Source organism: Pantoea sp. FN0302, assembly GCF_050113775.1.
GTDB classification, from domain to species: domain Bacteria; phylum Pseudomonadota; class Gammaproteobacteria; order Enterobacterales; family Enterobacteriaceae; genus Mixta; species Mixta alhagi.
Genome location: NZ_JBNJSM010000001.1, coordinates 370,041 through 391,622, shown reverse-complemented (window position 1 = coordinate 391,622; position 21,582 = coordinate 370,041). Strand labels below are relative to the sequence as shown.

The following is a 21,582-nucleotide window of genomic DNA, read 5'->3' as shown; positions in this document are numbered from 1 at the left end:
CGGGTTTCATTCAGTTGCCGCCTTGCCGCAATCCGAAATGCTTTGGGTAAGCGGTGCGCACCTTTTCCGTTGCTGCTCTGTTTTACCAGCGCGCTTTCAGCAGGTTTGGCTGAATGCCGTTAATGGCACGCGTATTACCAAACACCTGCGGCGCGATACCGGCTTCAAACTCTTCACGGAAGTATTTGATCGCGCTTTGTAATGGCTCTACAGCGCCGGGTGCATGCGCACAAAATGTTTTACCTGGGCCCAGCTGACGACAAAGCTGCAGCAGCGTTTCGATATCTCCCGGCTGCCCTTTGCCCTGCTCCAGGGCGCGCAGAATTTTCACGCTCCACGGCAGGCCGTCGCGACATGGCGTACACCAGCCGCACGATTCACGGGCAAAAAACTCTTCCAGGTTGCGCACCAGCGAAACCATATTGATTTCGTGATCCACAGCCATCGCCAGCGCGGTACCCAGTCGGCTGCCTGCTTTGCCGATGCTGGCAAATTCCATTGGCAGATCCAGATGCTGTTCGGTCAGGAAGTCTGTGCCTGCGCCGCCCGGCTGCCAGGCTTTAAACTTCAGCCCGTCACGCATGCCGCCCGCATAATCTTCCAGAATTTCACGCGCCGTGATGCCGAAAGGCAGCTCCCAGACGCCCGGGTTTTTTACCCGACCGGAGAAGCCCATCATTTTGGTACCGGCATCTTCACTCTTCGACAGCCCCTTGTACCACTCCACGCCGTTAGCCAGAATGGCCGGCACGTTAGAGAGGGTTTCCACGTTATTAACGCAGGTCGGCTTGCCCCAGGCACCGGCAGAGGCCGGGAATGGCGGCTTGGAACGCGGGTTGGCGCGACGTCCTTCCAGTGAGTTAATCAACGCCGTCTCTTCGCCGCAGATATAGCGGCCAGCGCCGGTATGAACGATCAGTTCGAAATCAAAGCCGGTGCCAAGAATATTTTTACCCAGGAAGCCCGCTTCGGTAGCCTCGGCGATGGCGCGACGCAGATGTACCGCCGCCTCAATATATTCACCGCGCAGGAAGATATATCCACGGTACGCTTTCAGCGCAAAAGCGCTGATCAGCATCCCCTCCACCAGCTGGTGCGGCATTTGCTCCATCAGCAGGCGGTCTTTATAGGTACCCGGCTCCATCTCATCGGCGTTACAGAGCAGGTAACGGATATTCATCGACTCATCTTTCGGCATCAGGCTCCATTTCAGACCGGTGGAGAAGCCTGCGCCGCCGCGCCCTTTCAGGCCGGAGTCTTTAACTATCGCGACGATTTCGTCAGGTGCCAGGCCTTTCAGCGCTTTTTCCGCACCGGCATAGCCATTTTTGCTACGGTATTCGTCAAACCACACCGGCTGCTTGTCGTCACGCATACGCCAGGTCAGCGGATGGGTTTCCGCAGTACGAATGATCTCTTTTCTTGTCATTGATACTGCTCCAGTAACGATGGAATGTTTTCCGGCGTCAGGTGAACGTGCGTATCTTCATCCACCATCATGGTCGGGCCTTTATCACAGTTACCCAGGCAGCAGGTTGGCAGCAGCGTAAAGCGGCCATCCGTGGTGGTCTGGCCCGGTTTGATGTTCAGCGACTGTTCTAGCGCCGCCTGAATGCCCTGATAACCGGTGATATGACAAACCACGCTGTCGCAATAGCGGATCACGTGGCGGCCAACCGGCTGACGGAAAATCTGGCTGTAAAAGGTAGCAACTCCTTCAACATCGCTGGCGGGAATACCTAACACTTCAGCAATGGCATTAATGGCACCATCCGGCACCCAGCCGCGTTGTTTCTGCACGATTTTCAGCGCTTCAATTGAGGCTGCGCGTGCATCTTCATAATGGTGTTTTTCATGCTCAATCGCGTCGCGTTCTGCTGCACTCAGCTCAAAGACCTCGGTCGGGTCGATCGTTTCGATAGCAATTTTTTGATCGTGCATAATTAGCGGTCCACGTCTGACATAACAAAATCGATACTACCCAGGTAAACGACCAGATCGGATACCAGGCTGCCACGGATCACTGATGGGATCTGCTGCAGGTGCGGGAAGCTTGGCGTACGAATACGCGTGCGATAGCTTACGGTACTGCCGTCGCTGGTCAGGTAGTAGCTGTTGATCCCCTTGGTCGCTTCGATCATCTGGAACGATTCGTTCGCAGGCATTACCGGTCCCCAGGAGACCTGCAGGAAGTGGGTAATCAGGGTTTCAATATGCTGCAGCGTACGCTCTTTCGGCGGCGGCGTGGTCAGCGGATGATCGGCTTTAAACGGCCCGGCCGGCATGTTGTTCAGGCACTGCTCCAGAATACGCAGGCTCTGACGCATCTCTTCCATCTTCAGCATCACACGGGTATAAGCATCGCTGACGCCATCACCTACCGGAATTTCGAAATCGAAATTCTCATAGCCGGAATAGGGACGCCATTTACGCACGTCAAAGTCGATGCCGGTAGCGCGCAGACCAGCACCGGTGGTGCCCCAGGCCAGCGCTTCATCTTTACCATAAGCGGCAACGCCTTTAGCACGACCTACCAGCACGCTGTTTTTCAGCGCCACGGTTTCATATTCCTTCAGGCGCTTCGGCATCCAGTCGAGGAATTCACGCAGCAGACGTTCCCAGCCTTTCGGAAGATCGTGTGCGACGCCGCCGATACGGAACCAGGCGGGATGCATACGGAAGCCAGTAATAGCCTCCACAACGTCATAAATTTTCTGGCGGTCGGTAAAAGCAAAGAACACCGGTGACATGGCACCGACGTCCTGAATAAACGTAGAGATATAAAGCAGATGGCTGTTGATGCGGAACAACTCAGAGAGCATCACGCGAATGACATTAACGCGATCCGGCACCACGATGCCCGCCAGCTTTTCAACCGCCAGCACGTAAGGCATTTCGTTAACGCAGCCGCCCAGATATTCCACGCGGTCGGTGTAAGGGATGTAGCTGTGCCAGGACTGGCGCTCACCCATTTTTTCTGCGCCGCGATGGTGGTAACCGATATCAGGCACACAGTCGACGATCTCTTCACCATCCAGCTGCATGACGATGCGGAATGCACCGTGCGCCGATGGGTGGTTCGGACCGAGGTTGAGGAACATAAAGTCCTCGTTTTCGGTGCCACGCTTCATGCCCCAATCTTCCGGCTTGAAACGCAGCGCTTCCATCTCCAGATCCTCTTTCTGTTTAGTCAGCTCAAAAGGATTGAATTCTGTCGCACGCGCCGGATAGTCTTTGCGCAGCGGGTGCCCTTCCCAGGTCGACGGCATCATGATGCGCGTCAGATGAGGATGCCCGTCAAAGGTGACGCCAAACATTTCCCAGGTTTCACGCTCATACCAGTTGGCGTTAGGAAAAATTTTAGTGATGGTTGGCAGATGCATGTCATTTTCAGACAAGGCCACCTTGAGCATAATGTCGCTGTTGCGCTCAATAGAAAGCAGATGGTAGAAAACGGAAAAATCCGCAGCGGGCAGCCCGTTACGGTGGGTACGCAGGCGCTCATCCATGCCATGCAGGTCATACAGCATCACATAGGGCTTTGGCAGCTTGCGCAGGAATTCCGTAATCTCCAGCAGCTGTTCACGCTTCACCCAAACCACAGGAATGCCGGTTCGCGTCGCCTGAACGGTAAAGGCATCCGGCCCAAAACGGTTACGCAACTCGCCGATCACCGGATCATCCAGGTGATCCCGGGTTTGCCATGCAGGCTGAGCGAAATCTTGCGTGGTCAAATCTGTCATACGTTACTCACCATTGGCCTGAAAACAGGCACGAAGTCGTTGGTGTCAGGATGAGGTGCGCGCGTTGGTTGGTCGTATTATTGCGCTGCGTGTCAGGCCCCATCCATAAATTGTTGATTTAAATTTCGTCCGGGGTACGCAGGTTCGTTACCGCAATGCGATCGCCGCGCTTCCTTTCACGCTCGGACTGCATATTGGCGCGATAAACGCCCTGATCGCCAACGACCCAGGAGAGCGGACGACGTTCTTTACCAATGGATTCCTGCAACAGCAGCAGCGCCTGCATATAGGCTTCCGGGCGCGGCGGGCAGCCAGGGATATACACATCCACCGGCAGGAACTTATCAACGCCCTGCACCACTGAATAGATGTCATACATGCCGCCTGAGTTAGCGCAAGCCCCCATGGAAATCACCCATTTCGGCTCCAGCATCTGATCGTACAAACGCTGAATAACCGGGGCCATTTTGGTAAATGGCGTACCGGCTACCACCATGAAGTCAGCCTGACGCGGAGAGGCTCGAATAACTTCGGAACCAAAGCGGGCGACGTCATGCACCGAGGTAAAAGAGGTGGTCATTTCGACATAACAACAGGAGAGGCCGAAGTTAAACGGCCACAGAGAGTTCTTACGACCCCAGTTCACCATGTCATGCAGTGCGTTTTCCAACTTGCCCATATAAACGCTGCGGTGGACATGCTGCTCCAGAGGGTCGGAAACGATCTCCTGTTTCTGCAGGGGATAACGGTCGTTCTCACCGTTGGGGTCTATGCGGGTGAGCGTATAGTCCATCTTAATGCCTCGCTGTTACTGCTTTTGAGGGTTGGTGTTAGTGACCTTACCAGTGTCAACGTCTACGCGACGACGCGCAGGCGCCCAATCCAGCGCACCAATACGCACCAGATAAACCAGACCAGCCAACAGCACCAAAATGAAAATTGTGGCTTCAACAAAGCCGACCCACCCGCTTTCGCGGATAGAAGTCGCCCATGCATATAAAAACAGGGCTTCTACGTCGAAGATAACGAAGAACATAGCCACCAGGTAGAACTTGGCAGAAAGGCGCAAATGCGTGCTGCCAACCGGATCGATACCTGATTCAAAGGGAGTGTTTTTATTACGTGCGCGGGCGCGACCGCCTAACAGCCAGCCACCAGCCAGCATAAAGAGACATAGCCCAAAAGCGACAACGATAAAAACAGCGAATGCCCAGTGATGAGCGATAACTTCTGTGGTTGTTGACATACTCTCTGCTTACTCATCAAAAGTGGCGTTTAGCGTCCTGCGATGCCGATAGCGAAGAACACACCACATTAATTCAAGGGAAGGATGAAAAACCTTATAAATTATGCTGTCATTAACCTATAAGCAGCAATTTAATGGGGTTTTTTACCCCTTTCTATAACCTTTTGTCAACTTTGGCAAAAGTATCCACACGTTAATTTACAGCTGCAGCATTTTATTAACATATGATGCGTAATAATTAAGCTAAATCGTGTCAGTTTGAGAATGTAAATTAAGTGTAGTGGGTATTTGCACGGTTGGATCGTGCATTTAACAAACATATTTTGACAGGAAAACGGCAGATTTCCTGCCCCTTTGCGGGGTTATTTTTTTGATCCAGGACACACTTTTGCCCTTTTTGATAAAATAACAGACAATTCAGGTGGGTAATTTTTAGGCAAATGCGCAACAAAGGCTGATTACAACAAGAAACATTACGTTTTAAAATCGCGTTTCATTATGGCAGGAAGCATCACAAAGAAAGTTGCCAGGAAAGGGCAAAAATAGCAGCAAAAAGAACAACAAAAAGGCCTCTTAGATCGTTACCGAGCTAAGAGGCCTTTTTTTAACAGTTTAGAATCAGAAATCACATTCTAAATGAGAAAACGTCTCATTTTTATACTTATTCTTCATCATCCAGCAACATTGCATCACCCTGCCCTGTTAAGGACAGATTGTATGGGTCGTTGCTGGATTCCATGGCGTTGAAAATAGCCAACGCCAGTTCGTTTTCACTGTCCGGATTGCGGCACAGCAGGTATTGCGTATCCGGCAGCACTGGCAGGCCTTCAGCCGCGCCCATTACGCGCAGTTCCGGGCTCATCATTTCTACCGGACGTGCGGTCACGCCCAGGCCCGCTTTCACGGCGGCGCGAACCGCAGCCAGCGTAGAGGCCACGTAAGAGATGCGCCACGGAATGCCAGCTTCATTCAGATGGTCGATCGCCATATCGCGATACGGACTTGGCTCGTCCAGCAGCACCAATGGGATCGCTTCGCCGCGCTGGAAAATATAATCCGCAGCGCAGTACCACAGTGTTGGCGAAGTGCGCAGCACCTGATGAGTAAAGGAACCCGGACTGGAGGTGGTCACTACCAGGTCAACTTCGCCCTGGTTGAGCATTTCCATCATAAACGGATTGCGCTTCACGCGTACATCAATCGCCAGTTTCGGGTAGACAGAGGTCACGCGGTTCAGCAAGAACGGCAGAATGGTATCTGACGTATCGTCCGACGCGCCGATAGTCAGTACGCCCTGGACGTTGCTGTACATCAGCGAGGTACAGGCTTCATCGTTGAAACGTAAAATTTTACGGGCATAGCCGAGCAGCTGAATGCCATGCTCGGTCAGCAGCTTATTACGGCCATGACGGGCAAAAAGTTCTTTGCCTACCAGCTGCTCCAGACGCTGCATCTGCTGGCTAACAGCTGATTGCGTTCTGCATACGGCAGCGGCGGCGGCGGCGAAGGTGTTGAGATCTGCTACTGCAACGAAAGTTCTCAGCAGATCGAGATCGAGATTAAGTATCGGACGATTTGCATTAGTCATATTTTTCTTCACTTATAAGTTTTTAAGAACAACTACCCTGGTGTTACTCCCGCCGATCAAATGTCAAACGGAGATTTAAGATGGCAACAATGACGTCTCCGATAAGCCGGAAGCGACAGCTCAACACTGCAAAAAGAAAAGCTGCTTTTCATAATACCGCTGGAGGAATGCATACAGACCAGCCAGTGCCGCCGGTATTTAATGACCAAATACTCAGCGCCGGAGCGCTGCAACAGTAGACGCAAAATGCGCCCTGCTTAGTGATGGAAACCGCGCCAACTTCAGGCAAGTTAACTACGGGGCCGCTGGTTCATAATTTCTACATACTGCGTTTGCAAAACTGCGCAACGCAAAAAAACCAATAAATCGCCGGACTTAACCTTTACTGCCGCCGTTTTAATTCTGGCTACAGTCAGGCGTGTTTGTTTTATCACAAAGCCCGTTGATGGATATCCTGCCACAACGACGTCTAATTTTTAAGCCCCAATCGCATTTTTCTTATCAATAAAGCGCGGTTTTAGCATTATTGAGCTTTTTTTTAACGATTGTTTTTAACGGCTCGCTGGCTGAAAAGCATCCTGAAGCGCAATGGGGTGCTTGATGGCAAAACAGCAGAAAAGTATCCAACCCGTTTAATCATTATACCCCTTTCAGGTTATCGGCACTTTAAGTAGTAAAATTTAACTGTTTCACTCCGCATCAATCTACTTTTTTTATCTTAATTTGTTTCTTTTTCTGATCCAGCTCGCATACCGTGAAGAGATTTTTACAGTCAGGAGAGCACCCTGGTGCTTTATGCTGGATTTAAGAAAAATTTTGGTTTTTTAATCCAGCTAATCAAGGTTGCCTGACGTTGCATACCAGCCAGCTCCTTATTGCCTTTCAGTTGCGCCAAAAGCCAGCCTTGCCCTTCAAATCGCAGGAGCAGAAGAGTAAATTGAGCGGGTTTATTTCCACGGCAGGAACGCAGTTCTGTCAGTAAAGGCGCATGTAATGAATTCAACAATCGAAAAATCGTCAAAGCTGGATAATGTTTGTTATGACATCCGCGGTCCGGTGTTAAAAGAGGCCAAACGCCTTGAAGAAGAAGGCAACAAGGTTCTGAAATTAAATATTGGCAATCCCGCTCCGTTTGGCTTTGAAGCCCCGGATGAGATTCTGGTCGATGTTATTCGTAACCTGCCTGGCGCTCAGGGATATTGTGATTCAAAAGGGCTCTATTCGGCGCGCAAAGCTATCATGCAACATTACCAGGCGCGCAATATGCGCGACGTTACCGTAGAAGATATTTATATCGGTAACGGCGTATCTGAATTGATTGTTCAGTCAATGCAGGCGTTGTTAAACAGCGGCGATGAGATGCTGGTGCCTGCGCCGGACTATCCGCTGTGGACCGCTGCGGTTTCCCTTTCCAGCGGTAAAGCGGTTCATTATCTGTGCGATGAATCCGCCGGTTGGTTTCCGGATCTGGCCGATATTCGCAGCAAAATTACGCCGCGTACCCGCGGTATTGTGATTATCAACCCGAATAACCCTACCGGCGCCGTCTACAGCAAAGAGCTGCTGCTGGAGATTGTGGAAATTGCCCGCGAACATAATCTGATTATTTTTGCCGATGAAATTTACGACAAAATCCTTTATGACGCCGCGCAGCATCACTCTATCGCCGCACTGGCGCCCGACTTGCTTACCGTAACCTTTAACGGTCTGTCAAAAACCTATCGCGTTGCGGGATTCCGTCAGGGTTGGATGGTGCTTAACGGCCCGAAAAAACATGCCAAAGGCTATATTGAAGGGCTGGAGATGCTGGCGTCTATGCGCCTTTGCGCCAACGTCCCGGCGCAACACGCTATTCAGACAGCGCTGGGCGGCTACCAGAGCATCAGCGAATTTATCATGCCGGGCGGACGTCTCTACGAGCAGCGCCAGCGCGCCTGGGAACTGATTAATGACATCCCTGGCGTAACCTGCGTCAAGCCGCAGGGCGCGCTCTATATGTTCCCGCGTATCGATGCGAAAAAATTCAACCTGCACGACGACCAAAAAATGGTGCTGGATTTTCTGCTACAGGAAAAAGTGCTACTGGTACAGGGATCGGCTTTCAACTGGCCGTGGCCGGATCATGTCCGCATCGTGACTCTGCCGCGCGTTGACGATCTGGAGATGGCCATCGGCAAATTTGGCCGTTTCCTGGAGGGCTATCGCCAGTAACCGCCCTCAGCTCTGCCTGCTGTAGCGCAGAGAATGAAAAGGCGATACTGTTGCTGTGGAGACCGGAAATGCCGGTTTCCGCAGTGTACAGAGGAGAAACCTTTTCAATGAAGCAGAGCCATTTCTTTGCCCATCTTTCCCGCCTTAAACTGATCAATCGCTGGCCGTTGATGCGCAACGTGCGAACGGAAAATGTCTCTGAGCATAGCCTACAGGTCGCGATGGTTGCGCATGCGCTGGCGCTGATAAAAAACAGCATGTTCAACGGTAATCTTAACGCGGAACGCATTGCGCTGATTGCGCTCTATCATGATGCCAGCGAGGTGCTGACCGGCGATTTGCCGACGCCGGTTAAGTATTACAATGCGCAGATTGCCCATGAATATAAAAAAATTGAAGAGATCGCCCGCCAGAAGCTGATTGAAATGCTTCCTGCCGAGCTGCAGGATGCGTGGCGTCCGCTGCTGGATGAACAGCAGCAGAGCGAAGAGGAAACGGCTATAATCAAGCAGGCCGATGCGCTATGCGCCTATCTGAAATGCCTTGAAGAGCTTTCAGCCGGAAATAATGAGTTCCGCCGGGCCTTGTCGCGCCTGGAAAAAACGCTTGAGCGGCGTCGCAGCGAAGAAATGGACTATTTTATCGCCGTGTTTGTGCCCAGTTTTAACCTTTCGCTGGATGAAATATCGCAGGATACGCCGCTGTAAATCAGAACGGAAACAGCAAGGGAACCAGCAGGACGCTAACCACCATCACTACCAGGGTAAAGGGAACGCCAATTTTAACGAAATCAGCGAAGCGATAACCGCCCGGCCCTAAAACCAGCGTATTAACCGGGGAAGAGACCGGCGTCATAAAGGCGGCGGAGGCAGCGATAGCGATAATCATCGTGAAAGGATAAGGCGATACGCCCATCTGCTGCGCCGCCGCTACGCCAATCGGCGCCATCAGCACGGCGGTGGCCGTATTGGAGATAAACAGTCCAATGCTGGCACAGAGTATAAACAGGCAGAGCAGCATAATATGCGGGCTTCTGCCGCCAGCAATATCCATCAATCCCTGCACAATCAGCGCCACGCCACCGGTTTTTTGCAACGCCAGCGCAAAAGGCATCATGCCGGCAATCAGAATGAGTCCCGGCCAGTGAATGGCTTTATAGGCGCTCTCCATATCGATGCAGCGAAATTTCCCCATCAGTAAACAGGCGATAATTGCCGCAATCGGGCCGGGAATCACATCGGTAATCATCATCGCCACCATCAGCGACAGGGAGAATAACGCATGCGGTGCCTGACTGTGCGCCGGGACCGCCTCATCAATCTCTGCAGGCAGCGCCAGCAGCAACAGATCCCGTTTCTGCTGCTGTAGCTGCTGAATACGCCGCCAGTCACCGATAACCAGCAAAATATCCCCCACCTCCAGCACAGTATCCGCCAGCGTGCCTTCCACCAGGCTGTTGCGACGTCGAATACCGATCACGCTTAGCCCATAGCGCTGACGGAAACCCAGCTCGCGTACGCTTTTGCCTGCCAGTTCTGAATCGGGAACCAGGGCGGCCTCAGCCATACCGACATCACGCGCACGATCGGAAAAATAGTCGCCGCGTAAAATTAACGGTTCCAGCAACTGTTCACTGCAAAACTGCCGTAGATCGATCTCGGCTGCCGACATATCAATCAGCAAGACGTCTCCGCTGCGAAAGGTTGTTTCGCCCGTTACCGTAACCATCACGCGTCGAAACTTGCGCCAGCGCTCCAGGCCAACCACATTTGCGCCATATTTTTCTCGCAGTCTGAGATCGTCAAGGCGATAGCCCACCAGCGGCGAACCGGTGCGGATTGCCAGACGACGGGCGCGACCGCTAAGCCGATATTCCCGAATCAGATCGCGGAAATTGCGGCGGCGCGGTGCGGCAGATGAGGGTGATTCCGCAGATGAATCAGCCAGCCAGTAGCGAGCTAACAGCATATAGCCGATGCCCAGCGCCAGCACCGTTATCCCCACAGGCGTAACGGCAAAAAAGCTAAAGCCCTCCAGCCCTTCACGTTGAAGTTCACTATTCACTACCAGATTGGGCGGTGTAGCCACCAACGTCATCATGCCGCTAATCAACCCCGCCACGCTAAGCGGCATCATAAGCCGCGCGGGCGATGAGCCAATCTTCGCCGCTACGCTCAGCACCACGGGAATAAAGATAGCCACCACGCCGGTAGAACTCATAAACGCGCCTAACGCCGCCACGGTCAGCATCAGCCAGAAAATCATTTTACTTTCGCTGTTGCCGGCAATTTTCATTAGCCATTCACCGGTCTGCAGCGCTACGCCGGTGCGCACCAGCCCTTCACCAATGACAAACAGCGCGGCAATTAAAATCACGTTGGGATCGCTAAAGCCGATGGTCGCTTCCTGCAGCGTCAACGTACCGCTAAGCACAAAAGCGATAATCACCAGCAGCGCAACGACATCCATACGCAGCCTGCCGGACGCAAACAGCCAGACGGTTATTGCCAGCAGGCTAATCACCCAAAGAAGTTGACTATTCACAGCCCTTTCCGTGTCACCAATCCTGAATGCGCGCAGCATGCCATAAAATAAACCCCGCGGTAGCGGGGTTAAATCAATCAAGCCTGGGTTAGCACCGTGATTGTTCCGTCATCCTCTTTGGTGATGCGCAGCGCCGTGAGCGTGGTCAACTGCAGAGCGGTTTCCGCCAGGCGCGGCGTATCGGCAGGCGCGTTCACGGCAATCACCGCACAGCCGGCGGCAAGGCCGGAAAGAATACCGGCGGGAGCATCCTCCACCACCACGCAGTCAGCAGGCGCCAGGCCTAGCAGCTCTGCGCCTAACAGGTAAGCATCTGGTTCAGGTTTGCCGTTTTTAACCCGCTCGGCGGTGACAAAATGGGTTGGCAATGGCAGTCCTGCCGCCTGCCGCCGCGCGGAGGCGACCGGTACCGACCCAGAAGTCACGATCGCCCAGGGAATGGTCAGCGCGTTTAAATGCTCCAGTAGTTCACGGGCGCCCGGCAGCGCCGTTACGCCTTCCGTATCTTCAGCTTCGGTTTTTTCCAGTAGCTGAAATTCCTGCTGGATTTCCTCTTCGCTGCAGCCGCGCATAAAGTGACGCAGTGAAGTGATAGCCTGTTTGCCGTGGATAAAATCGAGGATCTCATCCGCGTCGATGCCGTGACGCTTGCCCCAGTTACTCCAGGCGCGTTCCACCGCCGGCAAAGAATCGACCAGCGTGCCGTCTAAATCAACCAAAAAACCTTTACACTTCACTCGCGTTTCCTTCTCAGGCGTTGATGATTTGCGCAATCTCTGTGGCGCAGAGATGATACTGGCGCGGGCAGGTTTGCCAGACGGCCAGCATGCGTTGATATTTGTCCCACATGGGCGTCTGGGCATTAAAGCCGTGCGTACCGGCATCGAAATGGGTATAGCGTCCTTCTACGTTAACCATAAAACGCACATATCCCAGATAGCGCGCTTCGGTTGCCGCATCGAACCCCAAAAACTGTAACCGACGCTCGTCAATAGCAGCGCGCTCCTTCAGGTTTTCCCAGGATATCCGCAGTGCATGATGCATTTCCATAATATTGATGATGGTGCGGCAAACCGCTTCGCCCAGTTCGCCAAATTCGCGATCTAACTCACGCATCTGCAGGCTGTAACCGCGTTCAATGATAGTTTGCAGGCGGCGATAGCGCTCGCCGTTATCAGGATCGAGCAGGGTCATCAGTTTGTATTGGTTAGAAAGAATTAAGCGCTGCGCATGCGTCATGTCCATCGTCATCTCCTGTATCAGGCACAGTAAAAGGATGTTCAAGAATCGCACGACACATAAAAAGGCGGTATCACAAGCCAGCCTTTCTTTGATTTAAGCCGGGTTGCCATTGAAAAATTCTCTGGCAACCCGAAACTTATTCAGAGATCGTCAAGGAAAGTGTTATCCAACTGACGGAAAGCGCGTTTAAGCAGATCTGCCAGCGCCTGATAGGTGGGTTTTCCTTCCACAGGCGCGATCGACTGCCCGGCCTGCTGCAATTTCTCACGCACCTCATGAAACCAGTTCAGCAGCGTGGGCGGCAGCGGCGTTACAGAACGGCGTCCTAACCACCACAGCCCCTGCATCGGCAGGCTACAGGCAAACAGTGCGGTCGCGACCGCCGGTCCCAGCTGTCCACCCAGGGCAATTTGCCAGCTGAGCGTGAAAATCGCCAGCGGTGGCATAAAGCGGATCGCAAAGCGCGTGGCGCTGCTGATACGGTTCTCCGGAAAAACCGGCGCGAGGCGTTTATCGTTCGGCCATGTTTTCATGTAGTGCTGTCCAAGCTGGAATGTTTTAAACCAACCGACGCTGGATTCATTTGCCATGGCTCACCTCAACTTCTTTTGCAAGATTTAAAAAATTTAAACAACGAAACAACTTTGTGTGACAACCTTCAAAAAATTTTGTTTTTACCAGAGACTGCCGTTATTCTGAGCGCGTTATCAGCGCCGCCAAAGGCAATAATCTTTATTATTTTGAGGTGAAGCCATCGAAGGCGACACAAATTTCAAAATTTTACGTAAAATTACCGTCTTTTTTTGCTGTCGGATAACTTTTTGCTGGCAGTATGATGATAATCATTAATGTACCAGCTTTCATACACTACGATGATAGGCTGATTGCTTTTTTTTTAGCCACTTTTGACAAATAGGTACTTCCATGTCGAGTAAGTTAGTACTGGTTCTGAACTGCGGTAGCTCATCTCTTAAGTTTGCCATCCTCAACCCGGCGGACGGTAAAGAGTATCTGTCAGGTCTGGCCGAATGCTTCCATTTGCCTGAAGCGCGCATTAAATGGAAACTGGACGGCGCTAAACAGGAAGCTGAGCTGGGTGCGGGCGCAGCCCACAGCGAAGCCCTGAACTTCATTGTTAAAAACATTCTGGCACAAAAACCAGAGCTATCGGCACAAATTGCTGCAATCGGTCATCGTATTGTTCATGGCGGGGAAAAACTGACCCAGTCAGTGCTGATTGACGATAAAGTGGTGCAAAGCATTAAAGACGCCTCCTCTTTTGCTCCGCTGCATAACCCGGCGCACCTGATCGGCATTGATGAAGCGCTGAAAAACTTCCCGCACCTTTCTGATAAAAACGTAGCGGTTTTTGATACTGCTTTCCATCAGACAATGCCGGAAGAGTCTTACCTCTATGCCCTGCCTTATAATCTTTATAAAGAACATGGCGTTCGTCGCTATGGCGCTCATGGCACCAGCCACTATTATGTGTCGATTGAAGCTGCCCGCATGCTGAATAAGCCGGTGGAAGAGCTGAATGTCATTACCTGTCACCTCGGCAACGGCGCTTCCGTCTCCGCGATCCGCAACGGCAAGTGCGTGGATACCTCTATGGGTCTGACCCCGCTGGAAGGCCTGGTAATGGGTACACGCAGCGGCGATATCGATCCGGCGATTATTTTCTTCCTGCACGATACGCTGGGCATGAATATTGATGCCATCAATAAGCTGCTGACCAAAGAGTCCGGCCTGCTGGGTCTGACCGGCGTAACCAGCGACTGCCGCTACGTAGAAGAAAATTACACCACCAAAGAAGATGCGAAACGCGCGATGAACGTTTTCTGTCATCGTCTGGCTAAATATATCGGTTCCTACAGCGCGATGATGGATGGCCGCCTGGATGCCGTGGTGTTTACCGGCGGTATCGGTGAGAATGCGGCCATGGTACGCGAGCTGTCGCTGGCAAAACTGGCGCTGCTGGGCTTCGAGGTGGATCACGAGCGCAACCTGGCGGCGCGCTTCGGGCAGGAAGGCTTTATTAACAAAGAAGGCACCCGTCCGGCATTGGTTATCCCCACCAATGAAGAGTTGGTTATCGCCCGCGACGCTGCGCGCCTTACCGCATAAGACTTTCTCCGTCAGCTCAGGCTGGCGGAGTTGTTTTGACAGCCTGAAATACCTGAGAGGTTTACTGTGTCACGTACCATAATGCTTATCCCTACCGGCACCAGCGTCGGGTTGACCAGCGTCAGCCTCGGCGTTATTCGTGCGATGGAGCGCAAAGGGGTTCGCCTCAGCGTGTTCAAACCCATCGCGCAGCCCCGCGCCGGTGGCAATACGCCTGACCAGACCACCACCATTATTCGTAAAAACTCCTCCATTCCTGCCGCTGAGCCGCTGCAGATGTCACGCGTGGAATCGCTGCTGGGTTCTAACCAGCAGGACGTGCTGATGGAAGAGATCATTGCTCGCTACCACGCCAATACCCAGGACGCGGAAGTGGTGCTGGTGGAAGGCCTGGTGCCAACGCGTAAACATCAGTTCGCCAGCGCGCTTAACTATGAGATCGCGAAAACCCTGAATGCGGAAATTATCTTTGTGACCGCGCTGGGCAACGATTCACCGGCACAGCTGAAAGAGCGTATCGAAGTTACGCAGAGCAGCTTTGGCGGCAGTAAGAACAAAAACATTACCGGCGTCATCATCAACAAACTCAACGCGCCGGTCGATGAACAGGGCCGTACTCGCCCGGATCTGTCAGAAATTTTTGATGACTCCACGAAAGCCAGCGTGGCGAATATCGATCCGAGCCAGCTGTTTGCCAACAGCCCGCTGCCGGTGCTGGGCTGCATTCCCTGGAGTTTTGATCTGATCGCCACCCGCGCGATTGATATGTGCCGTCACCTGAACGCGCGCGTAATCAATGAAGGTGAAATCCAGACGCGTCGCGTAAAATCAGTGACCTTCTGCGCCCGTAGCCTGCCGCATATGCTGGAACATTTCCGCCCTGGCTCGCTGCTGGTGACCTCCGCCGATCGTCCTGATGTGCTGGTTGCAGCCTGTCTGGCTGCCATGAACGGCGTTGAAATCGGTGCGATCCTGCTGACCGGCGGCTATGAAATTGATGACCGTATTTACAAACTCTGTGCACGCGCCTTCCAGACCGGCCTGCCGGTGTTTATGGTTGAAACCAATACCTGGCAAACCTCTCTTAGCCTGCAAAGCTTTAATCTGGAAGTGCCCAGCGACGATACGCAGCGCATCGAAAAAGTTCAGGAGTACGTTGCCAGCCATATCAGCAGCGACTGGATTGAATCTCTGACCGCCACCTCTGAGCGCAGCCGTCGTCTTTCACCGCCAGCCTTCCGTTATCAGCTCACCGAGCTGGCGCGTAAAGCGGGCAAACGCATTGTGCTGCCGGAAGGCGATGAACCGCGTACCGTTAAGGCTGCCGCCATTTGCGCCGAGCGCGGCATTGCGCATTGCGTGCTGTTAGGCAACCCGGATGAAATTCAGCGTGTCGCCGCGGCGCAGGGCGTCGAACTGGGCAAAGGTATTGAGATTATCGATCCGGAAGTGGCCCGTGCCAATTATGTGGCGCGCCTGGTTGAACTGCGCAAAAACAAAGGCATGACCGAAGTTGTTGCGCAGGAGCAGCTGGAAGATAACGTGGTGCTGGGCACCATGATGCTGGAACGTGACGAAGTGGATGGCCTGGTTTCCGGCGCGGTACATACTACCGCCAACACCATTCGTCCGCCGCTGCAGCTGATTAAAACCGCCCCTAACAGCTCGCTGGTCTCTTCCGTGTTCTTTATGCTGCTGCCGGAACAGGTTCTGGTTTATGGCGACTGTGCCATTAATCCGGATCCAACCTCTGAACAGCTGGCGGAAATTGCTATCCAGTCGGCGGATTCCGCAGCGGCATTCGGCATTGAGCCGCGCGTCGCGATGATCTCCTACTCTACCGGCAACTCCGGCGCGGGTAGCGACGTTGAAAAAGTGCGCGAAGCAACGCGTATTGCGCAGGAAAAACGTCCCGATCTGGTGATCGATGGTCCGCTGCAGTATGACGCAGCAATTATGGAAGATGTAGCGAAATCAAAAGCGCCAAACTCTCAGGTAGCGGGTCGCGCTACGGTATTTATTTTCCCGGATCTGAACACCGGTAATACCACTTATAAAGCGGTACAGCGTTCAGCAGATCTGATCTCCATCGGACCGATGCTGCAAGGCATGCGTAAGCCGGTTAACGATCTGTCACGTGGCGCACTGGTTGATGATATTGTTTATACCATCGCTCTGACCGCGATCCAGGCTGCACAGGCGGAAGCAAAGCAAAACTAATTTTGCCTGCTGATTACAGGCGGCCTGCGGGCCGCCTTTTTATTTCCCGCTGTTAACACGGCTATCTTTGCAAATTCCCAGCCCTCCTTTCTTTCTTTTTTCTCTTAATAAAAGGCCCTGCCGACACAATGTTTGTTGTGACTGTATTTGCCAGTTAAAACGTAATAAATAAGCGCATTGACAAACGCGTGAATTATAAAATAACAAGCGAGACGCCAGAAAAAATAAGCGAAGCGGCAACCGACGCGTTTATTTTTCTACGCAATTTGTGAAATTATTTTGGTCAAATCCGCATTCCCTAACTAGCCTTAAATTACCTGAAACAGAGGTGTCGAAATTTTTCACGCACGTTGAAAAATTAATACTGTGGCAACGGGTTAAAAGATAAACATAGGGAGTAAATATTATGAGTGAACATCCTGAGCATCTCCGCAACCGGCACGATACGGCCTGGGTGGAACCGGTGAATGGTGTACCGCTGAAGCGCATTTCATGGAGCGCTATCTTTGCCGGCGTTATCGCTGCGGTATTAGTCCATTTATTATTATCGCTATTGGGAATGGCGATCGGCACATCCAGTATCGATCCGATGAAAGAGCAAAATCCGATGGACGGCATCGGCACCGGCGCGGCCATCTGGACCGGCCTTAGCATGCTGGTATCCATCGCCGTGGGTGCCTGGGTTAGCGGACGTCTGGCGCAGCGTGAAGGCATGCTGCATGGTCTGTTAATGTTCGGCGTGAATACCCTGTTTAGTCTGTGGCTGGCTATTATGCTGGTTAACTCCGCTATGAGCGGCGCCATGAACGTGATGGGTGCCGGCCTGAGCGCGATCGGCAGCAGCATTAGCGCCGTCGCTCCACAGGCAACGCAAATGGCGCGTGATAAGCTGCAGGAAAGCGGTATTAATCTCGATGACTTGCAGAATGAATTAGAAACCACGCTGCGTCAGACGGGTAAACCTGAGCTGCAGCCGGAAAACCTGCAAAACGATGCGCAAAATGCGGCAAACAGTGCGCAGAATCAGGCGCAGGCCACGGCAAATAATCCACAGAATGCCGATACGGATATTGCTAACTGGATTAAAGGCGTAATTAACAGTAATCAGGACACGTTACAGGCTGCCGACCGTGAGGCACTGAAAAATATTATTCAGGCACGTACCGGTAAATCTGATGCCGAAGCTGAACAGATTGTTACTCAAACGGAACAAACCTATCAGCAGGCGCGTCAGAAATATAATGAGCTAAAACAGCAGGCAGAACAGAAAGCGCGTGAAACTGCGGATAAAGCTGCAGAAGCAACCGCTAAAGCCAGCTGGTTCGCCTTCTTTATGCTGATTATCGAAGCGATTCTGGCAGGCGTCATGGGTATGGTCGGTCGTCGTACTCAGCCGCGTCAGGTACTGAGCAATCAGCGTCCTACAAAACGCGATTAAATACCCTCAGTGAGTAAAAAGGCGGGAGACTCTCCCGCCTTTTTTATTAGAGCAGTTCACGCGCGGCTAAAACAATATCCTGCGCCGTCAGGCCATATTCCTGTTGTAAAAACGCCTGCGTGCCTACCTGACCGTAGCGCTCCTTCACGCCAACGCGCCGCATCGGCACCGGACAGGTTTCTACCAGCACTTCCGCTACTGCCGAACCCAGCCCGTTATGGATACTGTGGTTTTCACAGGTCACAATACGCCCGGTTTTACCGGCATAGTTTTTTATCAGCATGCGATCCACAGGTTTTAGAGTAAACATATCGATCACTGCGGCGCTGATGCCTTCCTGCTCCAGCTGCCGCGCCGCCTCCAGCGCTTCTGTTACCATAATACCGTTGGCGATCAGGGTAATATCTTCGCCATCACGTAACACATTGCCCTTGCCGATAGTAAACGTTGAGCCTGGCGCATATACGGCGGGTGCCTGTTTGCGGATGGTACGCACCCAATAAAAACCGTCCAAATCGATAAGCTGATGCAGCAGATCGTCAAACATTACTGCGTCTGTGACCTCCAGCACCACCGAATGGGCCAGCCCGCGCACAATGCCCATATCCTCAAACGACATATGCGTGCCGCCGTTGTGGCAGGCGGTGATGCCGGCATCCGATGCAATGACCTTCACATTATTACGTGCGTAATCCAGCGCCATAAATAACTGGTCAAAGCAGCGACGGCTGGCAAAAGCAGTAAAAGTGTGTACGAAAGGCTTTCGTCCCGTCAGCGACAGCCCTGCGGCAATGCCTATAACATTGGCCTCCATGATGCCGCAGTTGATAACCTGCTGCGGCCAGGCCCGCGCCACGCTATCCATCGCCATTGAACTCATCAGATCCGCCTCAAGGGCGATAATAGAGCTTCCCGCCGCAATCTGTTTCGTTACGAAGCTGGCATATACCTTACGCATCTCGGGCGCGTCGTTTTGTCCTGCAGGTGCAATCTTAATCATGTGCCGCCTCCAGTTGGTGAATGGTTTCCCGGAGCGTCTGTTTCATCTCATCCGTCAGCCGCAGATGATGAGAGTTACTTAACTGCTCGAGGCAGGGCACGCCCTGCCCTTTAATACTGTCGAGGATCACCACGCGTGGGCGGGCATCCGCAGCCGGAACTGGCTGAACCTGCTCCAGCAATCCGGCGACGTCATCGCCTTTTACCGTTACCACATCAAAGCCAAAGGCACGGAATTTTCCTTCAAGGTCAAACGCGCAAATGATCTCGTCCAGCTCGCCGTCAAGTTGCTGTTTGTTCCAGTCGATAAATATCGTCAGGTTATTCAGGCGGTGATGGGCGATAAACTGAAATGCCTCCCAGCACTGGCCTTCATTCAGCTCACCGTCACCAACGATGCAAAACACCCGATTTGACCGTCCCGCCAGCTTATGCGACAGCGCCATGCCACCGGCAATGGAGATCCCCTGTCCCAGCGAGCCGGTTGTAGCATCAACGCCGCGCGTTTTCAGTCGGTCCGGGTGACTGGGAAGCCGGGTGCCGTTCTGGTTTAGCGTGTTTAACGCTTCAACAGGAAAATAACCTTTAATGGCTAATGTGCTGTATAACGCCGGGCCGGCGTGCCCTTTCGACAGAACAAAATAGTCCCGCTCCGGCCAGTCTGGATCTGCCGGGTCGATTTTCATTACCGCGCCGTACAATACCGCCAGCGTTTCCACTACCGACATACTGCCGCCATAATGACCGAAACCCAGCTGCGTCAGAGATTTAAGCGTGGCGATGCGAATATTGCGCGCCAGCTGTGTGACTTCCTGTACATTCATGATTTAGCCCCGCTATTTTCCTGCGGCTTACCGTCCGCAGATCTGTTTTTTGCCATCAGGTTGTAGGCCACCAGCAGCACGAACAACGCCACTACCAGTCCCGTAATGGCCAACGGCGGCAGATAGCGCGCCAGATTACCCAGCACAATCCCGATTACGCCAAAATCAGCGTCTGAGAAGGTGGTATTGGCAAAGCCTATCGCGCCCAGTACCGGCAGCAGCAAAACCGGCAGAAAGGTAATCAGCAGCCCGTTAGCGAATGCGCCAACCATTGCCCCGCGCCGTCCGCCGGTGGCGTTACCAAACACGCCAGCCGTCGCGCCGGTAAAGAAGTGCGGCACCACGCCTGGTAAGATCAGTACCAGTTTGAGCTGCCCCAACAGAAATAACCCCACCAAACCGCCAAGGAAGCTGAACAGAAAGCCAATCAGTACCGCATTAGGGGCGTAGGGATAGACAACCGGACAGTCCAGCGCAGGACGCGCATTCGGCACCAGCTTTTCCGAAAATCCGGTAAAAGCCGGAACGATTTCCGCCAGGATCAGACGCACGCCCTGCAGGATGATAAACACGCCCGCCGCGAAGGTAATCGCCATGATAATGGCGTACACCAGATAGTGCTGACCGCCGCTGAACTGGCTTTCAACATATTCTCTGCCCGCGCTTACCGCCATAATCAGATAAATAATCATCATGGTCAGAGAGATGGAAATTGAGCTATCGCGCAGGAAGCTGAGGTTTTTCGGCAGGTTCATCTCTTCGGTGGATCGGGAGCCTTTACCGCACTTGCTGCCGATCCAGCCGGAAAGCACGTAGCCAAGCGTGCCGAAATGACCGAACGCAATATCATCACTGCCGGTAATACGTTTCATATAACGCTGCGCCAGCGCCGGGAAAAAGGCCATAACCAGGCCTAAAATCAACGAGCCGGTAAACACCAGGCCAACGTCTCCGAACCCGGCTACGGTCAGGATCACGCTGATCATACAGGCCATATAAAAAGTGTGATGTCCGGTCAGGAAAATATATTTCAGCCGTGTAAAGCGCGCGACAATAATATTCGCCACCATCCCGAATGCCATTATCAGCGCGGTAGAGGCACCATATTTTTCCAGTGCAATAGAGACAATGGCCTCGTTATTGGGAATAATACCCTGGATATTAAAGGCGTGTTCAAACATACCGCCCAGCGGATTTAATGACCCGACCAGCACCGTTGCGCCGCCGCCCAACACAATAAAGCCGAGAATAGTTTTAATTGTGCCCTTAACAACGTCAGAAAAAGACTTTTTCTGTGCCACCAAACCAATTAAGGCAATTAAACCCACCAGCACCGAGGGCACTTTAAGAATATCAACGATAAAATTCAGCGTTTCCCGGATAAACATATCCACCTCGCT

19 protein-coding genes are annotated in these 21,582 nt (G+C 52.7%); 5 read left to right on the top strand and 14 right to left on the bottom strand.

Going from position 1 to position 21,582, the window contains the following annotated elements:
• Positions 1-82 precede the first annotated feature (82 nt).
• The 7 genes from nuoF to ACQE32_RS01825 all read right to left on the bottom strand — a co-directional run bounded on the left by nuoF (position 83) and on the right by ACQE32_RS01825 (position 7,583).
• Positions 83-1,429: an NADH-quinone oxidoreductase subunit NuoF gene (gene nuoF / locus ACQE32_RS01855; RefSeq protein WP_427021244.1), complete on the bottom strand. Its 1,347-nt coding sequence runs from the start codon at positions 1,427-1,429 to the stop codon at positions 83-85.
• The gene (gene nuoE, locus ACQE32_RS01850) at positions 1,426-1,941 is read right to left on the bottom strand and encodes an NADH-quinone oxidoreductase subunit NuoE (RefSeq protein ID WP_085071021.1); all 516 of its coding nucleotides are present in this window, start codon (positions 1,939-1,941) and stop codon (positions 1,426-1,428) included. Before nuoE ends, nuoF begins: the two co-directional genes overlap by 4 nt.
• A gap of 2 nt (positions 1,942-1,943) precedes the next feature.
• A complete protein-coding gene (gene nuoC, locus ACQE32_RS01845; protein ID WP_426971881.1) occupies positions 1,944-3,743 on the bottom strand; it encodes an NADH-quinone oxidoreductase subunit C/D in 1,800 nt (599 codons plus the stop codon).
• Between the two features lie 118 nt (positions 3,744-3,861).
• Complete coding sequence (locus tag ACQE32_RS01840) at positions 3,862-4,536, bottom strand: NuoB/complex I 20 kDa subunit family protein (protein WP_085071019.1); 675 nt, start codon at positions 4,534-4,536, stop codon at positions 3,862-3,864.
• Positions 4,537-4,551: 15 nt separating this feature from the next.
• A complete protein-coding gene (locus ACQE32_RS01835) occupies positions 4,552-4,989 on the bottom strand; it encodes an NADH-quinone oxidoreductase subunit A (protein ID WP_085071018.1) in 438 nt (145 codons plus the stop codon).
• Positions 4,990-5,650: 661 nt separating this feature from the next.
• The gene (lrhA, locus tag ACQE32_RS01830; RefSeq protein WP_085071017.1) at positions 5,651-6,577 is read right to left on the bottom strand and encodes a transcriptional regulator LrhA; all 927 of its coding nucleotides are present in this window, start codon (positions 6,575-6,577) and stop codon (positions 5,651-5,653) included.
• 793 nt (positions 6,578-7,370) lie between these two features.
• Positions 7,371-7,583, bottom strand: a complete 213-nt coding sequence (locus ACQE32_RS01825) for a hypothetical protein (RefSeq protein ID WP_427021243.1) — start codon at positions 7,581-7,583, stop codon at positions 7,371-7,373.
• Between ACQE32_RS01825 and ACQE32_RS01820 the strand changes: the two genes are divergently transcribed.
• Both ACQE32_RS01820 and yfbR read left to right on the top strand, forming a co-directional pair.
• The gene (locus ACQE32_RS01820; RefSeq protein WP_426971878.1) at positions 7,571-8,788 is read left to right on the top strand and encodes a pyridoxal phosphate-dependent aminotransferase; all 1,218 of its coding nucleotides are present in this window, start codon (positions 7,571-7,573) and stop codon (positions 8,786-8,788) included. The two genes, ACQE32_RS01825 and ACQE32_RS01820, sit on opposite strands and share 13 nt — an antisense overlap.
• Positions 8,789-8,895: 107 nt before the next feature.
• Positions 8,896-9,495 carry a 5'-deoxynucleotidase gene (gene yfbR, locus ACQE32_RS01815; RefSeq protein WP_250650442.1) on the top strand — a complete coding sequence of 200 codons (600 nt, stop codon included), beginning with the start codon at positions 8,896-8,898 and terminating at the stop codon, positions 9,493-9,495.
• A 1-nt stretch (position 9,496) separates the two neighbouring features.
• Here yfbR and ACQE32_RS01810 read toward each other — a convergent pair whose 3' ends face one another.
• The 4 genes from ACQE32_RS01810 to yfbV form a co-directional block, all read right to left on the bottom strand.
• Complete coding sequence (locus ACQE32_RS01810; RefSeq protein WP_427021242.1) at positions 9,497-11,332, bottom strand: SLC13 family permease; 1,836 nt, start codon at positions 11,330-11,332, stop codon at positions 9,497-9,499.
• A gap of 77 nt (positions 11,333-11,409) precedes the next feature.
• On the bottom strand, positions 11,410-12,069 hold the full coding sequence (locus ACQE32_RS01805) for a sugar phosphatase (protein WP_427021241.1): 660 nt from the start codon (positions 12,067-12,069) through the stop codon (positions 11,410-11,412).
• Positions 12,070-12,082: 13 nt separating this feature from the next.
• The gene (locus ACQE32_RS01800) at positions 12,083-12,577 is read right to left on the bottom strand and encodes a YfbU family protein (protein ID WP_427021240.1); all 495 of its coding nucleotides are present in this window, start codon (positions 12,575-12,577) and stop codon (positions 12,083-12,085) included.
• 137 nt (positions 12,578-12,714) lie between these two features.
• Positions 12,715-13,164: a terminus macrodomain insulation protein YfbV gene (gene yfbV, locus ACQE32_RS01795; protein ID WP_426971873.1), complete on the bottom strand. Its 450-nt coding sequence runs from the start codon at positions 13,162-13,164 to the stop codon at positions 12,715-12,717.
• Between the two features lie 334 nt (positions 13,165-13,498).
• On the opposite strand from yfbV, the gene ackA reads away from it, so the two are divergent.
• The 3 genes from ackA to ACQE32_RS01780 all read left to right on the top strand — a co-directional run bounded on the left by ackA (position 13,499) and on the right by ACQE32_RS01780 (position 18,359).
• Complete coding sequence (gene ackA / locus ACQE32_RS01790) at positions 13,499-14,701, top strand: acetate kinase (protein WP_085071011.1); 1,203 nt, start codon at positions 13,499-13,501, stop codon at positions 14,699-14,701.
• Positions 14,702-14,767: 66 nt separating this feature from the next.
• Positions 14,768-16,921, top strand: a complete 2,154-nt coding sequence (gene pta / locus ACQE32_RS01785) for a phosphate acetyltransferase (protein ID WP_427021239.1) — start codon at positions 14,768-14,770, stop codon at positions 16,919-16,921.
• A gap of 406 nt (positions 16,922-17,327) precedes the next feature.
• On the top strand, positions 17,328-18,359 hold the full coding sequence (locus tag ACQE32_RS01780) for a hypothetical protein (protein WP_426971870.1): 1,032 nt from the start codon (positions 17,328-17,330) through the stop codon (positions 18,357-18,359).
• 46 nt (positions 18,360-18,405) lie between these two features.
• On the opposite strand, the gene ACQE32_RS01775 is transcribed toward ACQE32_RS01780, so the two are convergent.
• Genes ACQE32_RS01775 through ACQE32_RS01765 form a run of 3 tightly spaced genes read right to left on the bottom strand, consistent with a single transcriptional unit; the run spans position 18,406 to position 21,570 of the window.
• A complete protein-coding gene (locus ACQE32_RS01775) occupies positions 18,406-19,359 on the bottom strand; it encodes a transketolase family protein (protein ID WP_426971868.1) in 954 nt (317 codons plus the stop codon).
• The gene (locus ACQE32_RS01770) at positions 19,352-20,182 is read right to left on the bottom strand and encodes a transketolase (RefSeq protein ID WP_426971866.1); all 831 of its coding nucleotides are present in this window, start codon (positions 20,180-20,182) and stop codon (positions 19,352-19,354) included. Before ACQE32_RS01770 ends, ACQE32_RS01775 begins: the two co-directional genes overlap by 8 nt.
• Complete coding sequence (locus tag ACQE32_RS01765; protein WP_426980737.1) at positions 20,179-21,570, bottom strand: PTS ascorbate transporter subunit IIC; 1,392 nt, start codon at positions 21,568-21,570, stop codon at positions 20,179-20,181. Before ACQE32_RS01765 ends, ACQE32_RS01770 begins: the two co-directional genes overlap by 4 nt.
• Positions 21,571-21,582: the final 12 nt, after the last annotated feature.

What these genes read in the sequence shown, in the direction of transcription:
- nuoF (WP_427021244.1), bottom strand. Translation starts at nt 1,429, where the DNA reads ATGACAAGAAAAGAGATCATTCGTACTGCGGAAACCCATCCGCTGACC.
- nuoE (WP_085071021.1), bottom strand. Translation starts at nt 1,941, where the DNA reads ATGCACGATCAAAAAATTGCTATCGAAACGATCGACCCGACCGAGGTC.
- nuoC (WP_426971881.1), bottom strand. Translation starts at nt 3,743, where the DNA reads ATGACAGATTTGACCACGCAAGATTTCGCTCAGCCTGCATGGCAAACC.
- ACQE32_RS01840 (WP_085071019.1), bottom strand. Translation starts at nt 4,536, where the DNA reads ATGGACTATACGCTCACCCGCATAGACCCCAACGGTGAGAACGACCGT.
- ACQE32_RS01835 (WP_085071018.1), bottom strand. Translation starts at nt 4,989, where the DNA reads ATGTCAACAACCACAGAAGTTATCGCTCATCACTGGGCATTCGCTGTT.
- lrhA (WP_085071017.1), bottom strand. Translation starts at nt 6,577, where the DNA reads ATGACTAATGCAAATCGTCCGATACTTAATCTCGATCTCGATCTGCTG.
- ACQE32_RS01820 (WP_426971878.1), top strand. Translation starts at nt 7,571, where the DNA reads ATGAATTCAACAATCGAAAAATCGTCAAAGCTGGATAATGTTTGTTAT.
- yfbR (WP_250650442.1), top strand. Translation starts at nt 8,896, where the DNA reads ATGAAGCAGAGCCATTTCTTTGCCCATCTTTCCCGCCTTAAACTGATC.
- ACQE32_RS01800 (WP_427021240.1), bottom strand. Translation starts at nt 12,577, where the DNA reads ATGGACATGACGCATGCGCAGCGCTTAATTCTTTCTAACCAATACAAA.
- yfbV (WP_426971873.1), bottom strand. Translation starts at nt 13,164, where the DNA reads ATGGCAAATGAATCCAGCGTCGGTTGGTTTAAAACATTCCAGCTTGGA.
- ackA (WP_085071011.1), top strand. Translation starts at nt 13,499, where the DNA reads ATGTCGAGTAAGTTAGTACTGGTTCTGAACTGCGGTAGCTCATCTCTT.
- ACQE32_RS01780 (WP_426971870.1), top strand. Translation starts at nt 17,328, where the DNA reads ATGAGTGAACATCCTGAGCATCTCCGCAACCGGCACGATACGGCCTGG.
- ACQE32_RS01775 (WP_426971868.1), bottom strand. Translation starts at nt 19,359, where the DNA reads ATGATTAAGATTGCACCTGCAGGACAAAACGACGCGCCCGAGATGCGT.
- ACQE32_RS01770 (WP_426971866.1), bottom strand. Translation starts at nt 20,182, where the DNA reads ATGAATGTACAGGAAGTCACACAGCTGGCGCGCAATATTCGCATCGCC.
- ACQE32_RS01765 (WP_426980737.1), bottom strand. Translation starts at nt 21,570, where the DNA reads ATGTTTATCCGGGAAACGCTGAATTTTATCGTTGATATTCTTAAAGTG.